This window comes from Duganella sp. GW821-FHT07G03, assembly GCF_059418605.1.
The window spans coordinates 157302-172897 of the sequence record NZ_JBWKQE010000009.1; the positions used below are offsets into that span (position 1 = coordinate 157302).

A 15596-nucleotide genomic window follows, 5' to 3' on the forward strand; every position below is an offset into this window, starting at 1 on the left:
TTAGCGCGAGGTCGGCGCCACGGGTGGCGCGATGTTCGGCGTCGTCACGTGGACGTCGCCGCACTGGGCGCGGTGCATCAGCGCGTGGTCCATCAGCACCAGCGCCAGCATGGCCTCGGCGATCGGCGTGGCGCGGATGCCGACGCACGGATCGTGGCGGCCGAAGGTTTCGACCATCACCGGCTTGCCGTCCATGTCGATCGACTGGCGCGGCGTGCGGATCGACGAGGTCGGCTTGATGGCGATCGACACCGTGATGTCCTGGCCGGTCGAAATACCGCCCAACACGCCGCCGGCGTTGTTGCCGATGAAGCCGGTCGGCGTCAGCGAGTCGCCGTGCACCGAACCCTTCTGCGCCACCGACTTGAAACCGGCGCCGATTTCCACGCCCTTGACCGCGTTAATGCCCATCATCGCGTAGGCGATGTCGGCGTCGAGCTTGTCGTAGATAGGCTGGCCCAGGCCCACCGGGATGTTCTGGGCGATGACGTCGATGCGCGCGCCGATCGAATCGCCGGCCTTGCGCAGCTCGTCCATCGCCTCTTCCATGCGGGCGATCAGGTCGGCGTCGCCGCTGGCCGCGAAGAACGGGTTGTCGTGCACGTGGATCCAGTCCTGGAACGGCACTTCGATCTCGCCGAGCTGGCTCATGCAGCCCTTGAACACGGTGCCGTATTGCTGGTTCAGCCATTTTTTGGCGATGGCGGCGGCGCCGACCACCGGCGCCGTCAGGCGCGCCGACGAGCGGCCGCCGCCACGCGGATCGCGCACGCCGTATTTATGCCAGTACGTGTAATCTGCATGACCAGGGCGGAAACTCTCGGCGATATTGCCGTAGTCCTTGCTGCGCTGGTCTTCGTTGCGGATCAGCAGCGCGATCGGCGTGCCGGTGGTGACGCCCAGGTACACCCCCGACAGGATTTCCACCGTATCCGGCTCCTTGCGCTGCGTCACGTGGCGCGACGTGCCTGGCTTGCGGCGGTCCAGTTCCGGCTGGATGTCCGCTTCCGACAAAGGCAGTCCCGGTGGGCAGCCATCGATCACACAACCGATCGCGGGACCGTGCGACTCACCAAACGTAGTAACAGAAAACAATTTGCCAAATGTATTGCCGGACATAGGAAGAGAATCTTTGGAAAAAGGTGGAAAGTACCCAATTCTACCAGCCGGCGGCGATTGCCGTCGCGCCGGCATAATAATTTCCACGACACAAGTTTCTATTGGTAAAATATCATTCTTTCATTGTAAGCATGGCAAACTTGCACACCAGTATGCAACGTTCTGTATAAACCGCGGGAAATCCGCGTTCTTTTTAACAATTCGCTATATACTTGATCTCAAGAACACCGAGAAATCCTGGAGAAGCGACACATGCCCCCACCGATCACACCCCTTGAGCAATCCAAGGACGATCAAGACGATCTGGTATTCTTAGAAGAGCATCCGACGGCTCCTGCGGTAGCGGGTGCCCGCAACGTTTGGCGGGTCATGATCATCGACGACGATGAAGATGTGCACTCGACCACCACCTTTGCACTCGGCAACCTCGACATGCAGCAGCGCCCGCTCGAATTCGTGCATGCGTATTCGGCTGGCCAGGCGCGTGAACTGTTAAAACACGAAACCGAAATCGCCGTCATCCTGCTCGACGTGGTGATGGAGCAGGACGACGCCGGCCTGCACCTGGTGCGCTACATCCGCGAAACGCTGAACCTGGCCGACGTGCGCATCATCCTGCGCACCGGCCAGCCCGGCTACGCGCCGGAGATCGACGCCATCCGCGACTTCGACATCAACGACTACAAGACCAAGTCCGAGCTGACCCGCATCAAGCTGTTCACCACGGTGACGGCGGCGATCCGCTCCTACGAACAAATCCGCAAGATCAACGACAGCCGCCGCGGCCTGAACCAGATCGTCCACGCCAGCACCCAGCTGATGTCGCTGCACGGCGTGCAGAACTTCGCCTCCGGCGTGCTGGCCCAGATCGCCGACCTGCTCGGCCAGGACGGCAACGGCGTGTTGTGCGTGCAGGAGTGCCCGGAAGACGGCTGCCACAAACTGATGGTGATGGCCACCATCGGCAACTACCGCCATCTCGACAACGCGACGCTGTGCGACCAGGACCACAAGCCGGTGTACGACGCCATGGAGCTGACCCTGGGCCAGCGCCGCAACATCTACGGCCCGGATTTCATCACGCTGTACTTTGCAGGCAAAGCCAGCCGCGACTTCGTCGCCTACCTCGACGTCGGCCGCGCGCCGACCGAGATCGACGAACGCCTGCTGGAAGTGTTCTGCGCCAACGTGGCCGTGGGCCTGGATAACGTCGAGCTGGTCACGCACCTGCACAACGCCGCCTTCTACGATCAGCTATCCAAGCTGCCCAACCGCACCCGCCTGGTCGAAATCCTCGACGCCACGCTGGCCGGGCCGGCGCGCGACGAGGCCACGCTGTCGCTGGTTGATCTGGATCACTTTGCCGAGACCAACGACGCGCTCGGCCACCAGTTCGGCGACATGCTGCTGCTGGCCGTCGCCGGCCGCTTGCAAACGCAGCTGGGCGACCGGCTGACGGTGGCGCGCATCGGCGGCGACATCTTCTGCGTGCTGGGCGATTCCACGCAAGTCAACCCGGCCAATATCCTGGCGCTGTTCGCCCATCCGTTCAGCATCGACGGCCAGGACGTGCAGCTGTCGGCCACGTTGGGCCTGGTGCGCCTGGGCGAGCATGAAGGCAGCGGCGCCGATGCCCTCAAGGACGCCGACATCGCGCTCAAGCGCGCCAAGTCGCAGCAGCGCGCCGGCCACTTCTACTTCTCGCGCTCGATGGGCGTGGAGATCCGCGAGCGGGTGCGCATGATGCACGCGCTGCGCACCGCCTTCGGCCAGAACCAGCTGTTCGTGGTGTACCAGCCGCAGATCGACCTGGCCACGCGTCGGCCGGTGGGCGCCGAGGCGCTGCTGCGCTGGCAGACGCCGGACGGCAAGTTCATCTCGCCGGACCGCTTCATTCCGATCGCCGAGTATTCGGGCCTGATCATCGACCTGGGCGAATGGGTGATGCGCACCGCCTGCCGCGAGCTGGTGGACCTGCGCAAGGCCGGGCATACCAACTTCATGATGTCGATTAACGTCTCGCAGGTGCAGTTCCGCCATCCGCACTTCCTGGAGATGCTGCGCAAGGCGCTGGAAGACACCGGCGCGCCGCCGGAGTTCGTGGAACTGGAGATCACCGAGTCGATGGCGATGGAAGAGCCGGACATGCTGATCAAGATGCTGGGCCAGATCAAGCAGACCGGCGTCAGCATCGCGATCGACGATTTTGGTACCGGCTTCTCGTCGCTGTCCTACCTGCAGCGCCTGCAGATCGACCGTCTGAAGATCGACCGCGCCTTCGTCACCGAGATCACCGGCTCGGCGCGCGGCAGCAGCATCGCCGAGATGGTGATCCAGCTGGGCCGCAACCTGGGCCTGGCCGTGATCGCGGAAGGCGTGGAGGATGAGCGCCAGGCGCAGATACTGCAAGCGCTGGGCTGTCCGCTGGCGCAGGGCTTCCTGTTCGCGCGGCCGATGACGGCGACAGCCCTCAACGGCTGGCTCAGCAACGACGCGCTGGAAGGCGCAGCCTAATAAAAAACGCCATCCTCGGATGGCGTTCTCTTTGGTGCTCGGCGTCGGGATTAATCCGCCTGGTCAGCCGTTTCAGCCGGCCAGTCGCGGATATAAGCCTTCAGCATCTTGTTCTCGAAGCTCTGCGCTTCCAGCACCGCGCGGGCCACGTCGTAGAACGAAATCACGCCCAGAATGGTCTTGGCGTTCATCACCGGCAGGTAGCGCGCGTGCTTTTCCAGCATGATGCGGCGCACCTCGTTGACCTCGGTATCCGGGGTCACGGTGATCGGATGGTCGTCCATGTGCTTGCGCACCGTGCCCGCACCGACGGTGCCGGCGTTTTCGTGCAGGGCGCGCAGCACCTCGCGGAAGGTCAGCATGCCGGCCAATTCGCCGAATTCCATGACCACCAGCGAACCGATGTCTTTTTCCGCCATCGTATTAGCGGCGTCCGCCAACGGCTGGTCAGGCGAAATAGTGTAGAGAATGCTGCCTTTAACCTGAAGAATTTCGGAAACTTTCATTTTGGGCCGTCCTGTCCGCTGATATAGGCTGTGTGAATGGGAGTTCTAATTATTGTAGCCTTATAGCGAATGTAGCGTATGCCCGGCAAAAAATCCAGCGCTCTGGATAAGCAAAACGCAACATTTTTACAGTGCTGTTGCCAAGCCGCGATTCAGGGTAGGATGCCGGGCATTCCTATCACTCCAACGAGACCTTATGAGCGGACCCAAATATCCCGGCTTTGACACCCTCGCGCTGCACGCCGGCGCGGCGCCCGACCCCGCCACCGGCGCCCGCGCCACGCCGGTCTACTTCACCTCCTCCTTTGCCTTCAAGGACTCCGACCACGCCGCCTCGCTGTTCAACATGGAACGCGCCGGCCACGTCTACTCCCGCATCTCGAACCCGACCAACGCGGTGCTGGAAGAACGCATCGCCGCGCTGGAAGGCGGCGTGGCCGGCATCGCCACCGCCAGCGGCCAGGCCGCGATGCATCTCGGCCTGGCCACCATCGCCGGCGCCGGCTCGCACATCGTCGCCTCGCGCGCGTTGTATGGCGGCTCGCACAATATGCTGGCCTACACGCTCAAGCGCTTCGGCATCGAGACCACCTTCGTCGATCCGCGCGATCTCGACGCCTGGCGCGCCGCGATCCGCCCCAACACCAAGGTGCTGTTCGCCGAAACGCTGGGCAATCCCGGCCTGGACGTGCTCGATATCGAAGCCGTCGCCGCCATCGCGCACGAGCAGCACCTGCCGCTGATGATGGACTCCACCTTCACCACGCCCTACCTGCTCAAGCCCTTCGAGCACGGCGCCGACCTGGTGTTCCACTCGGCCACCAAGTTCCTGTGCGGGCACGGCACCGCCATCGGCGGCCTGCTGGTGGACGGCGGCACCTTCGACTGGCAGGCGGCCTACGAAAAAACCGGCCGCTTCGCCGAACTGTGCGAACCGTACGACGGCTTCCACGGCATGGTGTTCACGGAAGAGTCCACGGTGGCGGCGTTCGCGCTGCGCGCGCGCCGCGAAGGCCTGCGCGACTTCGGCGCCGTCATGAGCCCGCACAACGCCTTCGCCGTGCTGCAAGGCGTGGAGACGCTGGGCCTGCGCATGGACCGGCACGTGGCCAACACCCGCAAGGTGGTCGAGTTCCTGCTGTCGAATCCTGCCGTGGAATCGGTGTCCTACCCCGAGCTGCCGTCGCACCCGGACTACGAACTGGCCAAGCGCCTGCTGCCCAAGGGCTGCGGCGCCGTGTTCTCGTTCAACATCAAGGGCGACCGCGCCGCCGGCCGCCGCTTCGTCGACAGCTTGAAGGTGTTCTCGCACCTGGCCAACGTCGGCGACGCCAAATCGCTGGCGATCCATCCCGCCTCCACCACCCACTTCCGGGTGCCGGCCGACCAGCTGGCGGCGTCCGGCATCACCGAAGGCACGATGCGCCTGTCGGTCGGGTTGGAGGACGTGGACGATTTGATCGAAGACCTGGCGCGCGGCCTGAAGCTGTCGCAGAAAGGAGCATGAGATGCTGCTGACCGTACAAGGCGTGGACGCCTACTGCTACACCGGCGGCAAGCCGTTCAACGCCGCCCTGCCGACCGTGGTCTTCATCCACGGCGCGCAAAACGATCACTCTGTGTGGATTTTGCAGACCCGTTATTTCGCCCATCACGGCTACAGCGTGCTGGCGGTGGACCTGCCGGGCCACGGCCGCAGCAAGGGCGCGGCCAAGACCAGCGTGCCCGAACTGGCGGACTGGCTGCTGCAAGTGCTGGACGCCGCCGGCGTGCAAAAGGCTGCGCTGTTCGGCCACAGCATGGGGTCCTTGATCGCGCTGGAAGCGTCGCACAAGGCGCCGGAGCGCGTGACGCATCTGGGCATGATAGGCTCGACCTATCCGATGAAGGTCTCGGACGCGCTGCTGGAAACTTCGCGCACCGATGAGCAGAGCGCGATCGACATGGTCAACATCTGGTCGCACTCGTCGATCGCGCACAAGCCGTCCTGCCCAGGACCGGGCTTCAGCACGATGGGTGGCTCGCGCCGGCTGATGCAGCGCATCTCGCAGATCAATCCGCAGCAGGTGTTCTACACGGACTTCTCGGCCTGCAACGCCTACGCCAACGGCGAAGCGGCGGCACAGGCGGTGCGTTGTCCCACCCTGTTCCTGTTCGGCGCGCGCGACATGATGACGCCACCCAAGTCAACCAAACTGCTGACCTCCACCATCAGCCACGGCAAGGTGGTGACGGTGGACAGCGGCCACTCGCTGATGAGCGAGCAGCCGGATGCGGTGCTGGATGCCTTGTTCAGCTGGATCAGTATCACGCGCTAAAATTTTGAAAAGCAGGAATCCCGCTGCAACGCAGAGTATTCAGCGGTATTCCCAAAGCGCTCGATTGTCGTTCGTCGATACGTATCAAGACTACCCATCACACGCGACGAAATGGCATAGGCATAGTGGCCCGGATGCTTCCTGGACATGTAGCGTATGCCATCCAGTTGGGGATGCCGCACGATGATACGATCAAGTGCACAACCGAACCATTGACACCATTCGTGATCGGGATCGGCAAGTTCTTCATATATGCCCAACTTGCTGACAACGTCGCCGGTCAAATCCAGCAACCGAAGATCCCGGCTAAATGTCATCACTGCGACCAAGGCCTCTGCAGCATTCCGTTCAAAGAAAAATGTCCCCGGCACACTGGCGTCGTTAATACACAGCATGGTTTCCCACGCGGCAGTGATTGCATTTTCGCCGAGATAAATCCAATGGAAAGCAGATGCGCCACTGTCAGTCGCCAGAGACGCTGGCGGCCCGAAGCGGTAGGTGCGCTGCACATGATCGGGCCATACAGCGCCGTTGTTCCAAGCCGCCCGCACAATCCTTGTGCCAGCTATCAACTCGTAAACATTGTCTTTCAATGCTTTCCATAAGCGCGCGTCGGACGGAAGAGTTCGTGCGATATGCGGGGGTGGTGAAACAGTCTTCTTTTTTGAAGACATGCCTTAGCCTATGATGTCGGCCATGCCCCGGGTATAAAACTCCGCTAACTCCTGAACCTTACGTACGCGTTCACTTGCGGGCAGATTCAGCAATCGCATCTGGCTTTTGTGTACATCACGACGCGTCTCAAATGGTTTTCCTGCTAGTAGCTCGGCCGGCGAAAGTTCATTATTTTCGTCATTTTCACCTACCCAGAATGCATGAATTTCACTACTCGGCTGATTCTCAAGTTGCTGCAGCACTGGTTCGATTAATTCAGGTACCGGATCAACAAATTGCCACACCGGGAACTCCCTGCCGATGCTGCGCCCCTTGGGTGTAACAAAGTAAAACCGTCCATTTTTCGCAGCCCGGTATAACGTTGGCTGCGAAAGTGATACCAACCCCTGAGAAATAACATCCGACGCCTTTAGCTTTGCCACAGGCAGCGAATTACTTACAGCGATACCCGGTAGCGACGCCCGCGCTTCGCTTAAGGCCTGCATACCAACCGCAATCACTCTTTCACGATCGCGGCCGCGAGCAAGAGCATCCAAGCGCGCTTCAACAAGCCGCGTGAACTGCTCCAACACTAGTTCGACCACATCATCGCGAGTTGGGCCGTGCGCGACTTCTCTAGTTTTCACTGTTTCCCCCACCGGTAGGAAATCTCAGATTAGCACGCCTTCTCAAGATTCTCAAGATTCTCACTAGCAATCAATTGATCCCAACGGCGTTGTTCAATTTTGCGGGAACTTAAAGCGGATGATGCGGTTCGCGCCCTGCATCACGATGCCGCGATAACGGCGGCGGTAGATCACGATGCCCGTAGTGGCGGTCAGCACCACCACGATCAGCGTCACCAGATCGGTGTCGCCGTGCGTGACCACGGCGCGCTGGGCCGAGTGCATGGTCGACGCCTCGAACTTCTTGCCGACGTATTTGGCGCCGATCACCAGCTCTTCGGCGTTGATGCTGTTGACCAGGTACAGGCCAAAGCCGCCCGGATGCACGGTCATCTTGCCGTCGCGGTAGACGAAGGAGCGGCGCTCGTCGCCGATGCGGATGCTGCCGACCACGTGCCCGGCGGCGTTGATGGCGGTGGCGAAGCTGTTGCCGTAGCCGATCATCGCACCCAGGTCGACCATCTTCTTGCCATCGTGGACGAAGGCGTGCCAGCGGCGGTCCGGCGTTTCGGATGAGCCGACCACCACGCCGGAATCATTGACGGCGGTGGCGCCGCTGGAGCGTCCGCCCAGCGTGCCGAGCTCCTTCATGCCGACGCCGGGCCGGTAGATGAAGGCGCGGCGATAGCCGTCCGACAGCGCCGCCGTGCCGACGATCACGCCGTCGGTGTTGACGCCGGCCGCGTAGCTGATATTGCCGCCCAATGTGCCCAGGTCGACCAGCGGACCGTCGCCCCTGGCGCCGGTGGAGAAGGCGTGGAAGTAGCCGTCGCTGGTGTCGGCAAAGCCCACCGTCTGCCCGGAGCGGCTGATGCCGGTGCCGTAGCTGCTGCGCCCGCCCAGCGTGCCGAGGTCGCGCATCGCCAGGCCGGCGCGGGTGACGAAGGCGCGCCAGTGGCCGTCACTGTTCTGCGCCGTCCCAACGACGTCGCCGCCGATGTTGATGCCGGTGGTGAAGGAATCGCTGCCGCCGAGGGTGCCCAGTTCAACCAGGCGCTGGTTCCACAGCACCGCGCGCTGGCGGCCGCTCTCTTCCTCGATGATGCCGGCCACCTGGCCCGCCGCGTTGATATCGACCGCGATACTGGCCTCGTTGCCGCGCTCGCCCAGGCCCGGCGGGTGTAATTGCTGGGCGGAAGACGCCACGCCGGCAATACCTAACAAGACCAGCGCGATCGGCATTCTCAGCATGACATCTCCCAGTTAATTTTTTTGAATGCCAATTCTATAACGATAGCGGAACACTCAGCAACTGTCGCCGTCGATCGACTGATACAGCATGGGTCCAGCCCCTGGGTCTTGTGCCTTGTGTCCGCCTCTCCGTGCTTCTAGACTGGCGTCACTTCCACACTGCGAATGGCGAACCATGACCGAACTGCTGCCCTTGATGAGTTATTGCCTGGTGATGTCGGCCACGCCCGGACCGAACAACGTCATGCTGGCCACCACGGGCGCCAACTTCGGCGGCCGCGGCGCGCTGCCGGCCATCATGGGCATCCAGGCGGGCTTGTTCGTGCAAACCATGCTCATGTGCGTCGGACTGGGCAGTGTCTTTGTCGCCTACCCGGTGGCGCAACAGGCGCTGCGCATCGCGGGATCGCTGTACCTGGTGTTCCTGGCCTGGAAACTCAGCGGCGCATCGGTGAGCGGCGCGCAGGCGCCCAAGGCGGTGTCGTTTGCCCAGGCCGCGACCTTTCAGGCGCTCAATCCCAAGAGCTGGGTGAAGGCTGTTACGGTCGCATCGGTGTTCATGCCGGCGGGGCACGGCACGCTCGCCAGCGCGCTGCTGGTGTCCGTGATCGGCACGCTGGTCGGCGCGCCTTGCAACGCCATGTGGGCCTTGTTCGGCGTCTCGATACGCCGCTTCCTGCAAGATCCGCGCAAGCATCGCCTGTTCAATCTGACGATGGCCGCCATCTTGCTCGTGCTCGCCGTGATGTTTTTACGCTAGACTCTCGTCATGTTCGCCATCGACCGCTCCTCCCCCATCGCCCTGTCCTCGCAGATTGAAGCCAAGCTACGCCACATGGTCGAGAGCCGGGCGCTGGCCGGCGGCGCCAAGCTGATGTCGATACGCCAGCTCGCCACCCAACTGGCAGTCAGCACCAACACCGTCGTGGTGGCCTATGACAGGCTGGTCGCGGCAGGCGTCATCGATTCCCATGGCACTGCGGGGTTCTATGTCAGCACAACGAATGGCGCCAGCAAGGCTATCCCCGATGAGGTCGCACTGGAAGCGGGCGTGGAGCAAGAACCGGTCTGGCTGGCGCAGCAGGCCAACGACCAGCGCCCCGGCGTATTGTTGGCCAGCAGCGGCGCGTTGCCGCCGACCTGGCTGCAGGACGCGGTGCCCGCCACCGCCGTGCAACGGGCCGTCACCGGCAGCGCCGCCGGCATGGCCTCGCGCTGTCCGCCGCAGGGGCTGCCGGAACTGCGCGAGCACATCGCGCTGCTGTTGCGCGGCATCGGCATTGCCGCGGACGCCGGCCACATCCTCACGACCTTTGGCGGCACCCATGCGATCGACCTGATTTGCCGGAGCTTTCTGCAAGCGGGCGACACCGTGCTGGTGGAAGACCCCGGCTATTTCCTGATGTTTGGCCGCTTGCGCCAGGACGGCATACGGCTGGTGCCGATCAAGCGCCGGCCGGAAGGCCTCGACCTGGATGAGTTGGAGGCCGCCTGCCGCGAGCACCGCCCGCGCCTGCTGTTCGTGCAAACGGCCTTGCACAACCCGACCGGCTGGAGCAGCGGCGCCGCCAATCTGCACAAGGTGCTGATGCTGGCCCAGCAGCACGGCTTCCTGATCGCCGAGGACGACGTGCACGGCCACTTCCAGCAAGGCCACAGCACGCGGCTGGCCGCCATGGCCGGACTCGACGGCGTGATTTACTACTCCAGCTTTTGCAAGGCGCTGAGTCCGGCCCTGCGGATGGGCTATCTCGCCGCCGCCCCGGCCTTGCTCAAAGTGCTGATGCGAACCAAGATCCATTCCATCATGACGATGCCGGCGCTGAACGAGTATGTGCTGCTGGAAGTGCTCAGGGCCGGCAATCTGCGCAAACATCTGGACCGCATGCATCGCAAGATCATGGCGGCGCGCAACGCCAGCACGCAGCAATTGAGCGCCGCGGGCGTGCTGTTCGAGCAGCCCGGCGACGCCGGCATTTTCTTGTGGGGCACGATGCCGGAAGGCCTGGACGTCGACCTACTGGTGCAGGACGCCTACCGCAACGATATCCTGCTGATGCGCGGCGCCGCCTTCTCGGCGAACGACACGCCCGACCAGCACATCCGCTTCAACGTCGCGTTCAGCCAGCATCCACGCCTGAGTAATTACCTGCGGGAGCGCCTGCAAGCCGTGGCCGGCGCCCGCTCAAGCCTGGCGCGCGCCGCCAGCACGGCCAGTTTGAAAGATTAACGGCAGTCGATCGGCCCGAAGTGCTCGGCCAGGGTCTTGCCCAAGCCCGCTTCGACAGCCGCCTCCACCTCGCGCGCCAGCGACGCCGCTTCGCGCGCCACTCGCAGGTCGCGCTCATCGTCGCTGTCGCTGACCACACCGGCGTTGATCGGCAGGCCCGAGAACACGAACAGTCGATAGACTTCGGCCAGCGTCAGCCTCTCTACATTGGCCAGGATGACCCAGTTGTCGCCATCGCTGACGCGCTTGCCCCACTGCACCCGCTGCGGCGCATCGACCTTGACGCGCCCCACCCAGCCCACGGTCATCATTTTCTCCAACAGCGTGTCCATCTCGTCGAAGCCCAGCCGCGTGCGCGCGCGGATCGCGCCCGCGCTCACCAGCGCCGAGTCGCCGCATTTGCAGGCCACATGCAGCACCCGCAGGATCGCCATCGCGTCGACGAATTCGCCGCCCGGCTGCGCCTCATGCCACCAGCGCTCGTACTTCACCACCGGCAGCGCGGCCACCAGCAAGGCGCCGAACAGCGTAATCAACCACGAGACATACACCCACAACAGGAACAGCGGCAGCGCCGCCAGCGCGCCGTAGATCTTCGAGTAGGTCGGGAACTGGGTGATGAAGACGGCGAAGCCGCGCTTGGCCACCTCGAACGCCAGGCCGGCCACCAGGCCGCCCCAGGCGCCGTCGTACCAGTCGACGTCGCGGTTCGGCACTGCCACGTACAGCAGCGTAAATCCGGCCGTGGTCAACGCCAGCGACAGCACCGTGTAAATCAGCGCACCAACCACCGGCACGTCGCCGATCAAATCGTTGGTGGCCATGAAGACCTGCCCCGACAACGTCAGCGACACGCCGATCAGCAAAGGGCCGAGCGTGATGATGGCCCAGTAGACCAGGATGCGCTTGGTCCAGCGCCGCTCGGCACGCACGCGCCAGATGCGGTTGAACACCCGTTCGATCAGGTTCATCATCGCGATCGACGTGAAAATCAGCGCCACCGCGCCCACCGCCGACAGCCGAGTGGCCTTGGAGGCGAACATGGTCAGGTAGTTGAGGATGGTGGTGGAAATCGACTTCGGCATCACGCTTTGCACGAAGTAGGCTTCCAGCGAACTGCGGAAGGCATTAAACAGCGGGAAGGTGGTGAAGATCGCCAGCGCGATCGTCAACAGCGGCACCAGCGCGAACACCGTGGTAAAAGTGAGGCTGCCGGCCACTTGCGGCAGGCTTTCCTCGCGCAGGCGGCGTTGGGCAAACAGGAACAGGTCCCGTACTTCGGGCCAGGACAGCGAACGCATTGTGTCTATCCCGCCACGGCAGCTGCGGGAAACATACTGGAAAACCGGATGAATATATTTTTCGTACATGAGCAATAATCGAAATACAAGAGTGGCAGCGATGCCACCCGCTAAAGCGCCCTATAATACCGCTGATGAACCAACCTAATCTGATTATTCTCGTATTGTTTTACTCACGCCACGGCGCCACGCGCAAATTGGCCGAGTTGATCGCACAGGGCGTGGAAAGCGTTCCGGGCTGCGATGCGCGCCTGCGCACGGTGCCCGCCGTGTCGACCGTGACCGAAGCCACCGAGCCGGACGTGCCGGCCGACGGCGCGCCCTACGTTGAACTGGACGACCTGGCCGAATGCGCCGGCCTGGCGGTTGGCTCGCCCACCCGTTTTGGCAACATGGCGTCGGCGATGAAGTATTTTTGGGACGGTACCGCCGCCCAATGGCTGTCCGGCACGCTGGCCGGCAAGCCGGCGTGCGTGTTCACGTCCACCGGCAGCCTGCACGGCGGCCAGGAATCGACGCTGCTGTCGATGATGATACCGTTATTCCATCACGGCCTGATGGTGCTGGGCCTGCCCTACACCAATCCGGAACTGATGACCACCTCCAGCGGCGGCACGCCCTACGGCGCCAGCCACTGGTCTGGCCTTGACGGCAAGAAGACCATCACGGAAGATGAAAAACGCCTGGCGATCGCGCTGGGCCGGCGCCTGGCCGAAACGGCCGTCAAACTACGCGCCGTCGCTTGAACAGGATCGCATGATGGAAAACACGATGCAAAAGTATTTTCACTGGGGCGCCATCGGCAGCCTGGCGACGCTGATTGTCTGGTGCGTGCTGTGGGAGATGGTGCTGGCGCCGCTGAAGCCGGGCGGCTCCTGGCTGGTACTCAAGGCCCTGCCGCTGCTGCTGCCGCTGTACGGCGTATGGAAGCGCGACATCTACACCTTGCAGTGGACGTCGATGATGATCCTGCTGTACTTCACCGAGGGCGTGGTGCGCGGCTGGAGCGACAAGGGCACGCTGTCCGCATGGCTGGCCTGGGGCGAGGCGCTGATCGTCTGCATCTACTTCGTGTGCGCCGTGATGTATCTGCGTCCATATAAAAAGGCGGCGAAGAAGCTGGCCAAGGAACTGCTGGACAAGGTCAAGGTCAACACCGTTAAATGATGGACTTCCTCACCCACTGCCGCTCCGTGGTGGGCGATGCTTTTGTACTCGACACGCCAGCCGACATGGCGCCCTTCCTCACTGATTGGCGCGGACGCTTTACCGGCAAGGCGCTGGCCGTGCTGCGGCCGGCGTCGGTGGACCAGGTGGCGGCGCTGGTGCGCGCCTGCGCGCAGTGGCGCGTGGCCCTGGTGCCGCAGGGCGGCAACACAGGGCTGGTGCTCGGCAGCGTGCCCGATGCCGGCGGCAGCGCCGTCGTGCTGTCTCTGGCGCGGCTGAACACGATCCGCCAGGTCGATCCCGTCAACCGCACCATGACCGTGGACGCGGGCTGCATCCTCCAGCAGGTGCAGGAAGCCGCAGCCGCCGCAGGTTGCCTGTTCCCTTTGTCGCTGGCGGCGGAAGGCAGCTGCACCATCGGTGGCAACCTTTCCACCAACGCCGGCGGCACGGCGGTTCTCCGCTACGGCAATACGCGCGAACTGTGCCTCGGCCTGGAAGTCGTCACGCCGCAGGGCGAGATCTGGAGCGGCTTGCGCGGCCTGCGCAAGGACAATACCGGCTATGACCTGCGCGACCTGTTCATCGGCGCGGAAGGCACGCTGGGCATCATCACCGGCGCGGTGCTCAAGCTCTACCCGCAGCCCAAGGCCAGCATCACCGCGCTAGCCGCGTTGCCCTCGCCCGCCCACGCGCTGCAACTACTGAATCTGATGCAGGACCATTGCGGCTCCAGCCTGACCGGCTTCGAGCTGATGTCGCGCTACTGCCTGGAGCTGGTGGCGCAGCAGTTCCCGTCACTGCCCAAGCCGTTCGCGGCGCCGCATCCTCAATATGTGCTGCTGGAGCTGTCGAGCAGCGAGTCGGAGCAGCACGCCGTCGGCCTGCTGGAACAGGCCATCGGCGCGGCGCTGGAGCGGGATGTCATCAGCGATGCGGTGGTGGCGACATCGGTGGCGCAATCGGCCGGACTGTGGCAGCTGCGCGAGCATATCCCGCTGGCGCAGGCCAAGGCCGGCAAGAACATCAAGCACGATATCTCGCTGCCGGTATCGAGCATCGCCGACTTCATCGCGGCCACCGGGCCCTTGCTGGAAGCGGCCTTCCCCGGCTGCCAGCTGGTGTGCTTCGGCCATCTGGGCGACGGCAACCTGCACTACAACGTGGCGCCGCCGGACGGCATCTCCAACGAAGACTTTTTGGCCAACCAGGACAAGGTCAATCGCGTGGTGCACGACAGCGTGGTCGGTTACGGCGGTTCGATTTCGGCGGAACACGGCATCGGCGCGCTGAAACGGGACGAGCTGGCGCACTATAAATCGGCGGTGGAACTGAACATGATGCGGGCCATCAAGGCCGCGCTGGACCCGTTGGGTATCATGAATCCCGGGAAAATTCTGTGATCGGGACTGCCATGCGTATCAATTGTGCGCTGCTGCTGTGCGTCGCCACCTTGGCTGCGCACGCTCAAGGCGTGAACAAATGCACGGTCGACGGCAAGGTCAGTTATAGCGACATGCCTTGCCCAGCCAACGCGGCGTCTGCGGCGACGCTGGCGGTGCCGCCCGCTCCTGCGCCCAACCCGGCGGCGGCGGATGACCTGGCGCGCCAACGCAAGGAGGCGGCAAGGCTGGAAAAAACCCGCCACCAGCACGAGGACCAGGATGCCCGCGCCGCCGACAAAGCCACGCAAGCCGCAGCCGCGCAGCGCAAACGCTGCGGCAAACTCAAACTAAACAAGCGATGGGCCGATGAAGACGTGGCCCGCGCCGCCCTCCCCAATCTCGATAACGCCAAGCTGCGCGCCAAACGCGCCGGCGACACCTTGGCGCTGGAGTGTCCGAAATAATGTCCGAAGCCATGCCTGAAGCCATGCCTGAACCGATATCCGCAGCAAAACCAGCCGCCCC

The 15596-nt window shown here is 63.4% G+C and carries 15 protein-coding genes; 9 read left to right on the forward strand and 6 right to left on the reverse strand.

What is annotated here, in order from left to right; all coding sequences use genetic code 11:
* A complete protein-coding gene (gene aroC / locus AC07OK_RS14430; RefSeq protein ID WP_494690948.1) occupies nucleotides 1-1119 on the reverse strand; it encodes a chorismate synthase in 1119 nt (372 codons plus the stop codon).
* A 252-nt stretch (nucleotides 1120-1371) separates the two neighbouring features.
* On the opposite strand from aroC, the gene AC07OK_RS14435 reads away from it, so the two are divergent.
* Nucleotides 1372-3633, forward strand: coding sequence for a putative bifunctional diguanylate cyclase/phosphodiesterase (locus AC07OK_RS14435; protein ID WP_494690949.1), 2262 nt, complete (start codon nucleotides 1372-1374; stop codon nucleotides 3631-3633).
* Nucleotides 3634-3683: 50 nt separating this feature from the next.
* Here AC07OK_RS14435 and AC07OK_RS14440 read toward each other — a convergent pair whose 3' ends face one another.
* The gene (locus AC07OK_RS14440) at nucleotides 3684-4139 is read right to left on the reverse strand and encodes a CBS domain-containing protein (RefSeq protein WP_026334688.1); all 456 of its coding nucleotides are present in this window, start codon (nucleotides 4137-4139) and stop codon (nucleotides 3684-3686) included.
* Between the two features lie 196 nt (nucleotides 4140-4335).
* On the opposite strand from AC07OK_RS14440, the gene AC07OK_RS14445 reads away from it, so the two are divergent.
* Together AC07OK_RS14445 and AC07OK_RS14450 are read left to right on the forward strand one after the other, a co-directional pair.
* On the forward strand, nucleotides 4336-5646 hold the full coding sequence (locus AC07OK_RS14445) for an O-acetylhomoserine aminocarboxypropyltransferase (RefSeq protein WP_494690950.1): 1311 nt from the start codon (nucleotides 4336-4338) through the stop codon (nucleotides 5644-5646).
* Nucleotide 5647: 1 nt separating this feature from the next.
* Nucleotides 5648-6457, forward strand: coding sequence for an alpha/beta fold hydrolase (locus AC07OK_RS14450; protein ID WP_494690951.1), 810 nt, complete (start codon nucleotides 5648-5650; stop codon nucleotides 6455-6457).
* Here AC07OK_RS14450 and AC07OK_RS14455 read toward each other — a convergent pair.
* From AC07OK_RS14455 to AC07OK_RS14465, 3 genes are all read right to left on the reverse strand, one after another.
* Nucleotides 6454-7131, reverse strand: coding sequence for an RES domain-containing protein (locus AC07OK_RS14455; RefSeq protein WP_494690952.1), 678 nt, complete (start codon nucleotides 7129-7131; stop codon nucleotides 6454-6456). The genes AC07OK_RS14450 and AC07OK_RS14455 overlap by 4 nt on opposite strands.
* A gap of 3 nt (nucleotides 7132-7134) precedes the next feature.
* Nucleotides 7135-7758, reverse strand: coding sequence for a hypothetical protein (locus tag AC07OK_RS14460; protein WP_494690953.1), 624 nt, complete (start codon nucleotides 7756-7758; stop codon nucleotides 7135-7137).
* Between the two features lie 93 nt (nucleotides 7759-7851).
* The gene (locus tag AC07OK_RS14465; protein WP_494690954.1) at nucleotides 7852-8988 is read right to left on the reverse strand and encodes an HAF repeat-containing protein; all 1137 of its coding nucleotides are present in this window, start codon (nucleotides 8986-8988) and stop codon (nucleotides 7852-7854) included.
* A 175-nt stretch (nucleotides 8989-9163) separates the two neighbouring features.
* Between AC07OK_RS14465 and AC07OK_RS14470 the strand changes: the two genes are divergently transcribed.
* Together AC07OK_RS14470 and AC07OK_RS14475 are read left to right on the forward strand one after the other, a co-directional pair.
* Nucleotides 9164-9748 (forward strand): LysE family translocator, encoded by a 585-nt coding sequence (locus AC07OK_RS14470; RefSeq protein ID WP_494690955.1) that lies wholly within the window; start codon nucleotides 9164-9166, stop codon nucleotides 9746-9748.
* 9 nt (nucleotides 9749-9757) lie between these two features.
* Entirely contained in the window at nucleotides 9758-11218 is a 1461-nt protein-coding gene (locus tag AC07OK_RS14475) for an aminotransferase-like domain-containing protein (protein ID WP_494690956.1), read from the forward strand.
* Here AC07OK_RS14475 and AC07OK_RS14480 read toward each other — a convergent pair.
* On the reverse strand, nucleotides 11215-12519 hold the full coding sequence (locus AC07OK_RS14480) for a YihY family inner membrane protein (protein WP_494690957.1): 1305 nt from the start codon (nucleotides 12517-12519) through the stop codon (nucleotides 11215-11217). The genes AC07OK_RS14475 and AC07OK_RS14480 overlap by 4 nt on opposite strands.
* A gap of 134 nt (nucleotides 12520-12653) precedes the next feature.
* Here AC07OK_RS14480 and wrbA point away from each other — a divergent pair, with 134 nt between their 5' ends.
* Genes wrbA through AC07OK_RS14500 form a run of 4 tightly spaced genes read left to right on the forward strand, consistent with a single transcriptional unit; the run spans nucleotide 12654 to nucleotide 15535 of the window.
* Nucleotides 12654-13265: an NAD(P)H:quinone oxidoreductase gene (wrbA, locus tag AC07OK_RS14485; protein WP_494690958.1), complete on the forward strand. Its 612-nt coding sequence runs from the start codon at nucleotides 12654-12656 to the stop codon at nucleotides 13263-13265.
* Nucleotides 13266-13278: 13 nt separating this feature from the next.
* Nucleotides 13279-13686: a DUF2069 domain-containing protein gene (locus tag AC07OK_RS14490; protein WP_217944786.1), complete on the forward strand. Its 408-nt coding sequence runs from the start codon at nucleotides 13279-13281 to the stop codon at nucleotides 13684-13686.
* Nucleotides 13683-15089 (forward strand): FAD-binding oxidoreductase, encoded by a 1407-nt coding sequence (locus AC07OK_RS14495; RefSeq protein ID WP_494690959.1) that lies wholly within the window; start codon nucleotides 13683-13685, stop codon nucleotides 15087-15089. Before AC07OK_RS14490 ends, AC07OK_RS14495 begins: the two co-directional genes overlap by 4 nt.
* 11 nt (nucleotides 15090-15100) lie before the next feature.
* On the forward strand, nucleotides 15101-15535 hold the full coding sequence (locus AC07OK_RS14500; protein WP_494690960.1) for a DUF4124 domain-containing protein: 435 nt from the start codon (nucleotides 15101-15103) through the stop codon (nucleotides 15533-15535).
* Nucleotides 15536-15596: the final 61 nt, after the last annotated feature.

Bases quoted from the DNA above. Each gene is read 5' to 3' on its own strand.
- aroC (WP_494690948.1), bottom strand. From the start codon at position 1,119: ATGTCCGGCAATACATTTGGCAAATTGTTTTCTGTTACTACGTTTGGT.
- AC07OK_RS14435 (WP_494690949.1), top strand. From the start codon at position 1,372: ATGCCCCCACCGATCACACCCCTTGAGCAATCCAAGGACGATCAAGAC.
- AC07OK_RS14440 (WP_026334688.1), bottom strand. From the start codon at position 4,139: ATGAAAGTTTCCGAAATTCTTCAGGTTAAAGGCAGCATTCTCTACACT.
- AC07OK_RS14445 (WP_494690950.1), top strand. From the start codon at position 4,336: ATGAGCGGACCCAAATATCCCGGCTTTGACACCCTCGCGCTGCACGCC.
- AC07OK_RS14450 (WP_494690951.1), top strand. From the start codon at position 5,648: ATGCTGCTGACCGTACAAGGCGTGGACGCCTACTGCTACACCGGCGGC.
- AC07OK_RS14455 (WP_494690952.1), bottom strand. From the start codon at position 7,131: ATGTCTTCAAAAAAGAAGACTGTTTCACCACCCCCGCATATCGCACGA.
- AC07OK_RS14465 (WP_494690954.1), bottom strand. From the start codon at position 8,988: ATGCTGAGAATGCCGATCGCGCTGGTCTTGTTAGGTATTGCCGGCGTG.
- AC07OK_RS14470 (WP_494690955.1), top strand. From the start codon at position 9,164: ATGACCGAACTGCTGCCCTTGATGAGTTATTGCCTGGTGATGTCGGCC.
- AC07OK_RS14475 (WP_494690956.1), top strand. From the start codon at position 9,758: ATGTTCGCCATCGACCGCTCCTCCCCCATCGCCCTGTCCTCGCAGATT.
- AC07OK_RS14480 (WP_494690957.1), bottom strand. From the start codon at position 12,519: ATGCGTTCGCTGTCCTGGCCCGAAGTACGGGACCTGTTCCTGTTTGCC.
- wrbA (WP_494690958.1), top strand. From the start codon at position 12,654: ATGAACCAACCTAATCTGATTATTCTCGTATTGTTTTACTCACGCCAC.
- AC07OK_RS14490 (WP_217944786.1), top strand. From the start codon at position 13,279: ATGGAAAACACGATGCAAAAGTATTTTCACTGGGGCGCCATCGGCAGC.
- AC07OK_RS14495 (WP_494690959.1), top strand. From the start codon at position 13,683: ATGATGGACTTCCTCACCCACTGCCGCTCCGTGGTGGGCGATGCTTTT.
- AC07OK_RS14500 (WP_494690960.1), top strand. From the start codon at position 15,101: ATGCGTATCAATTGTGCGCTGCTGCTGTGCGTCGCCACCTTGGCTGCG.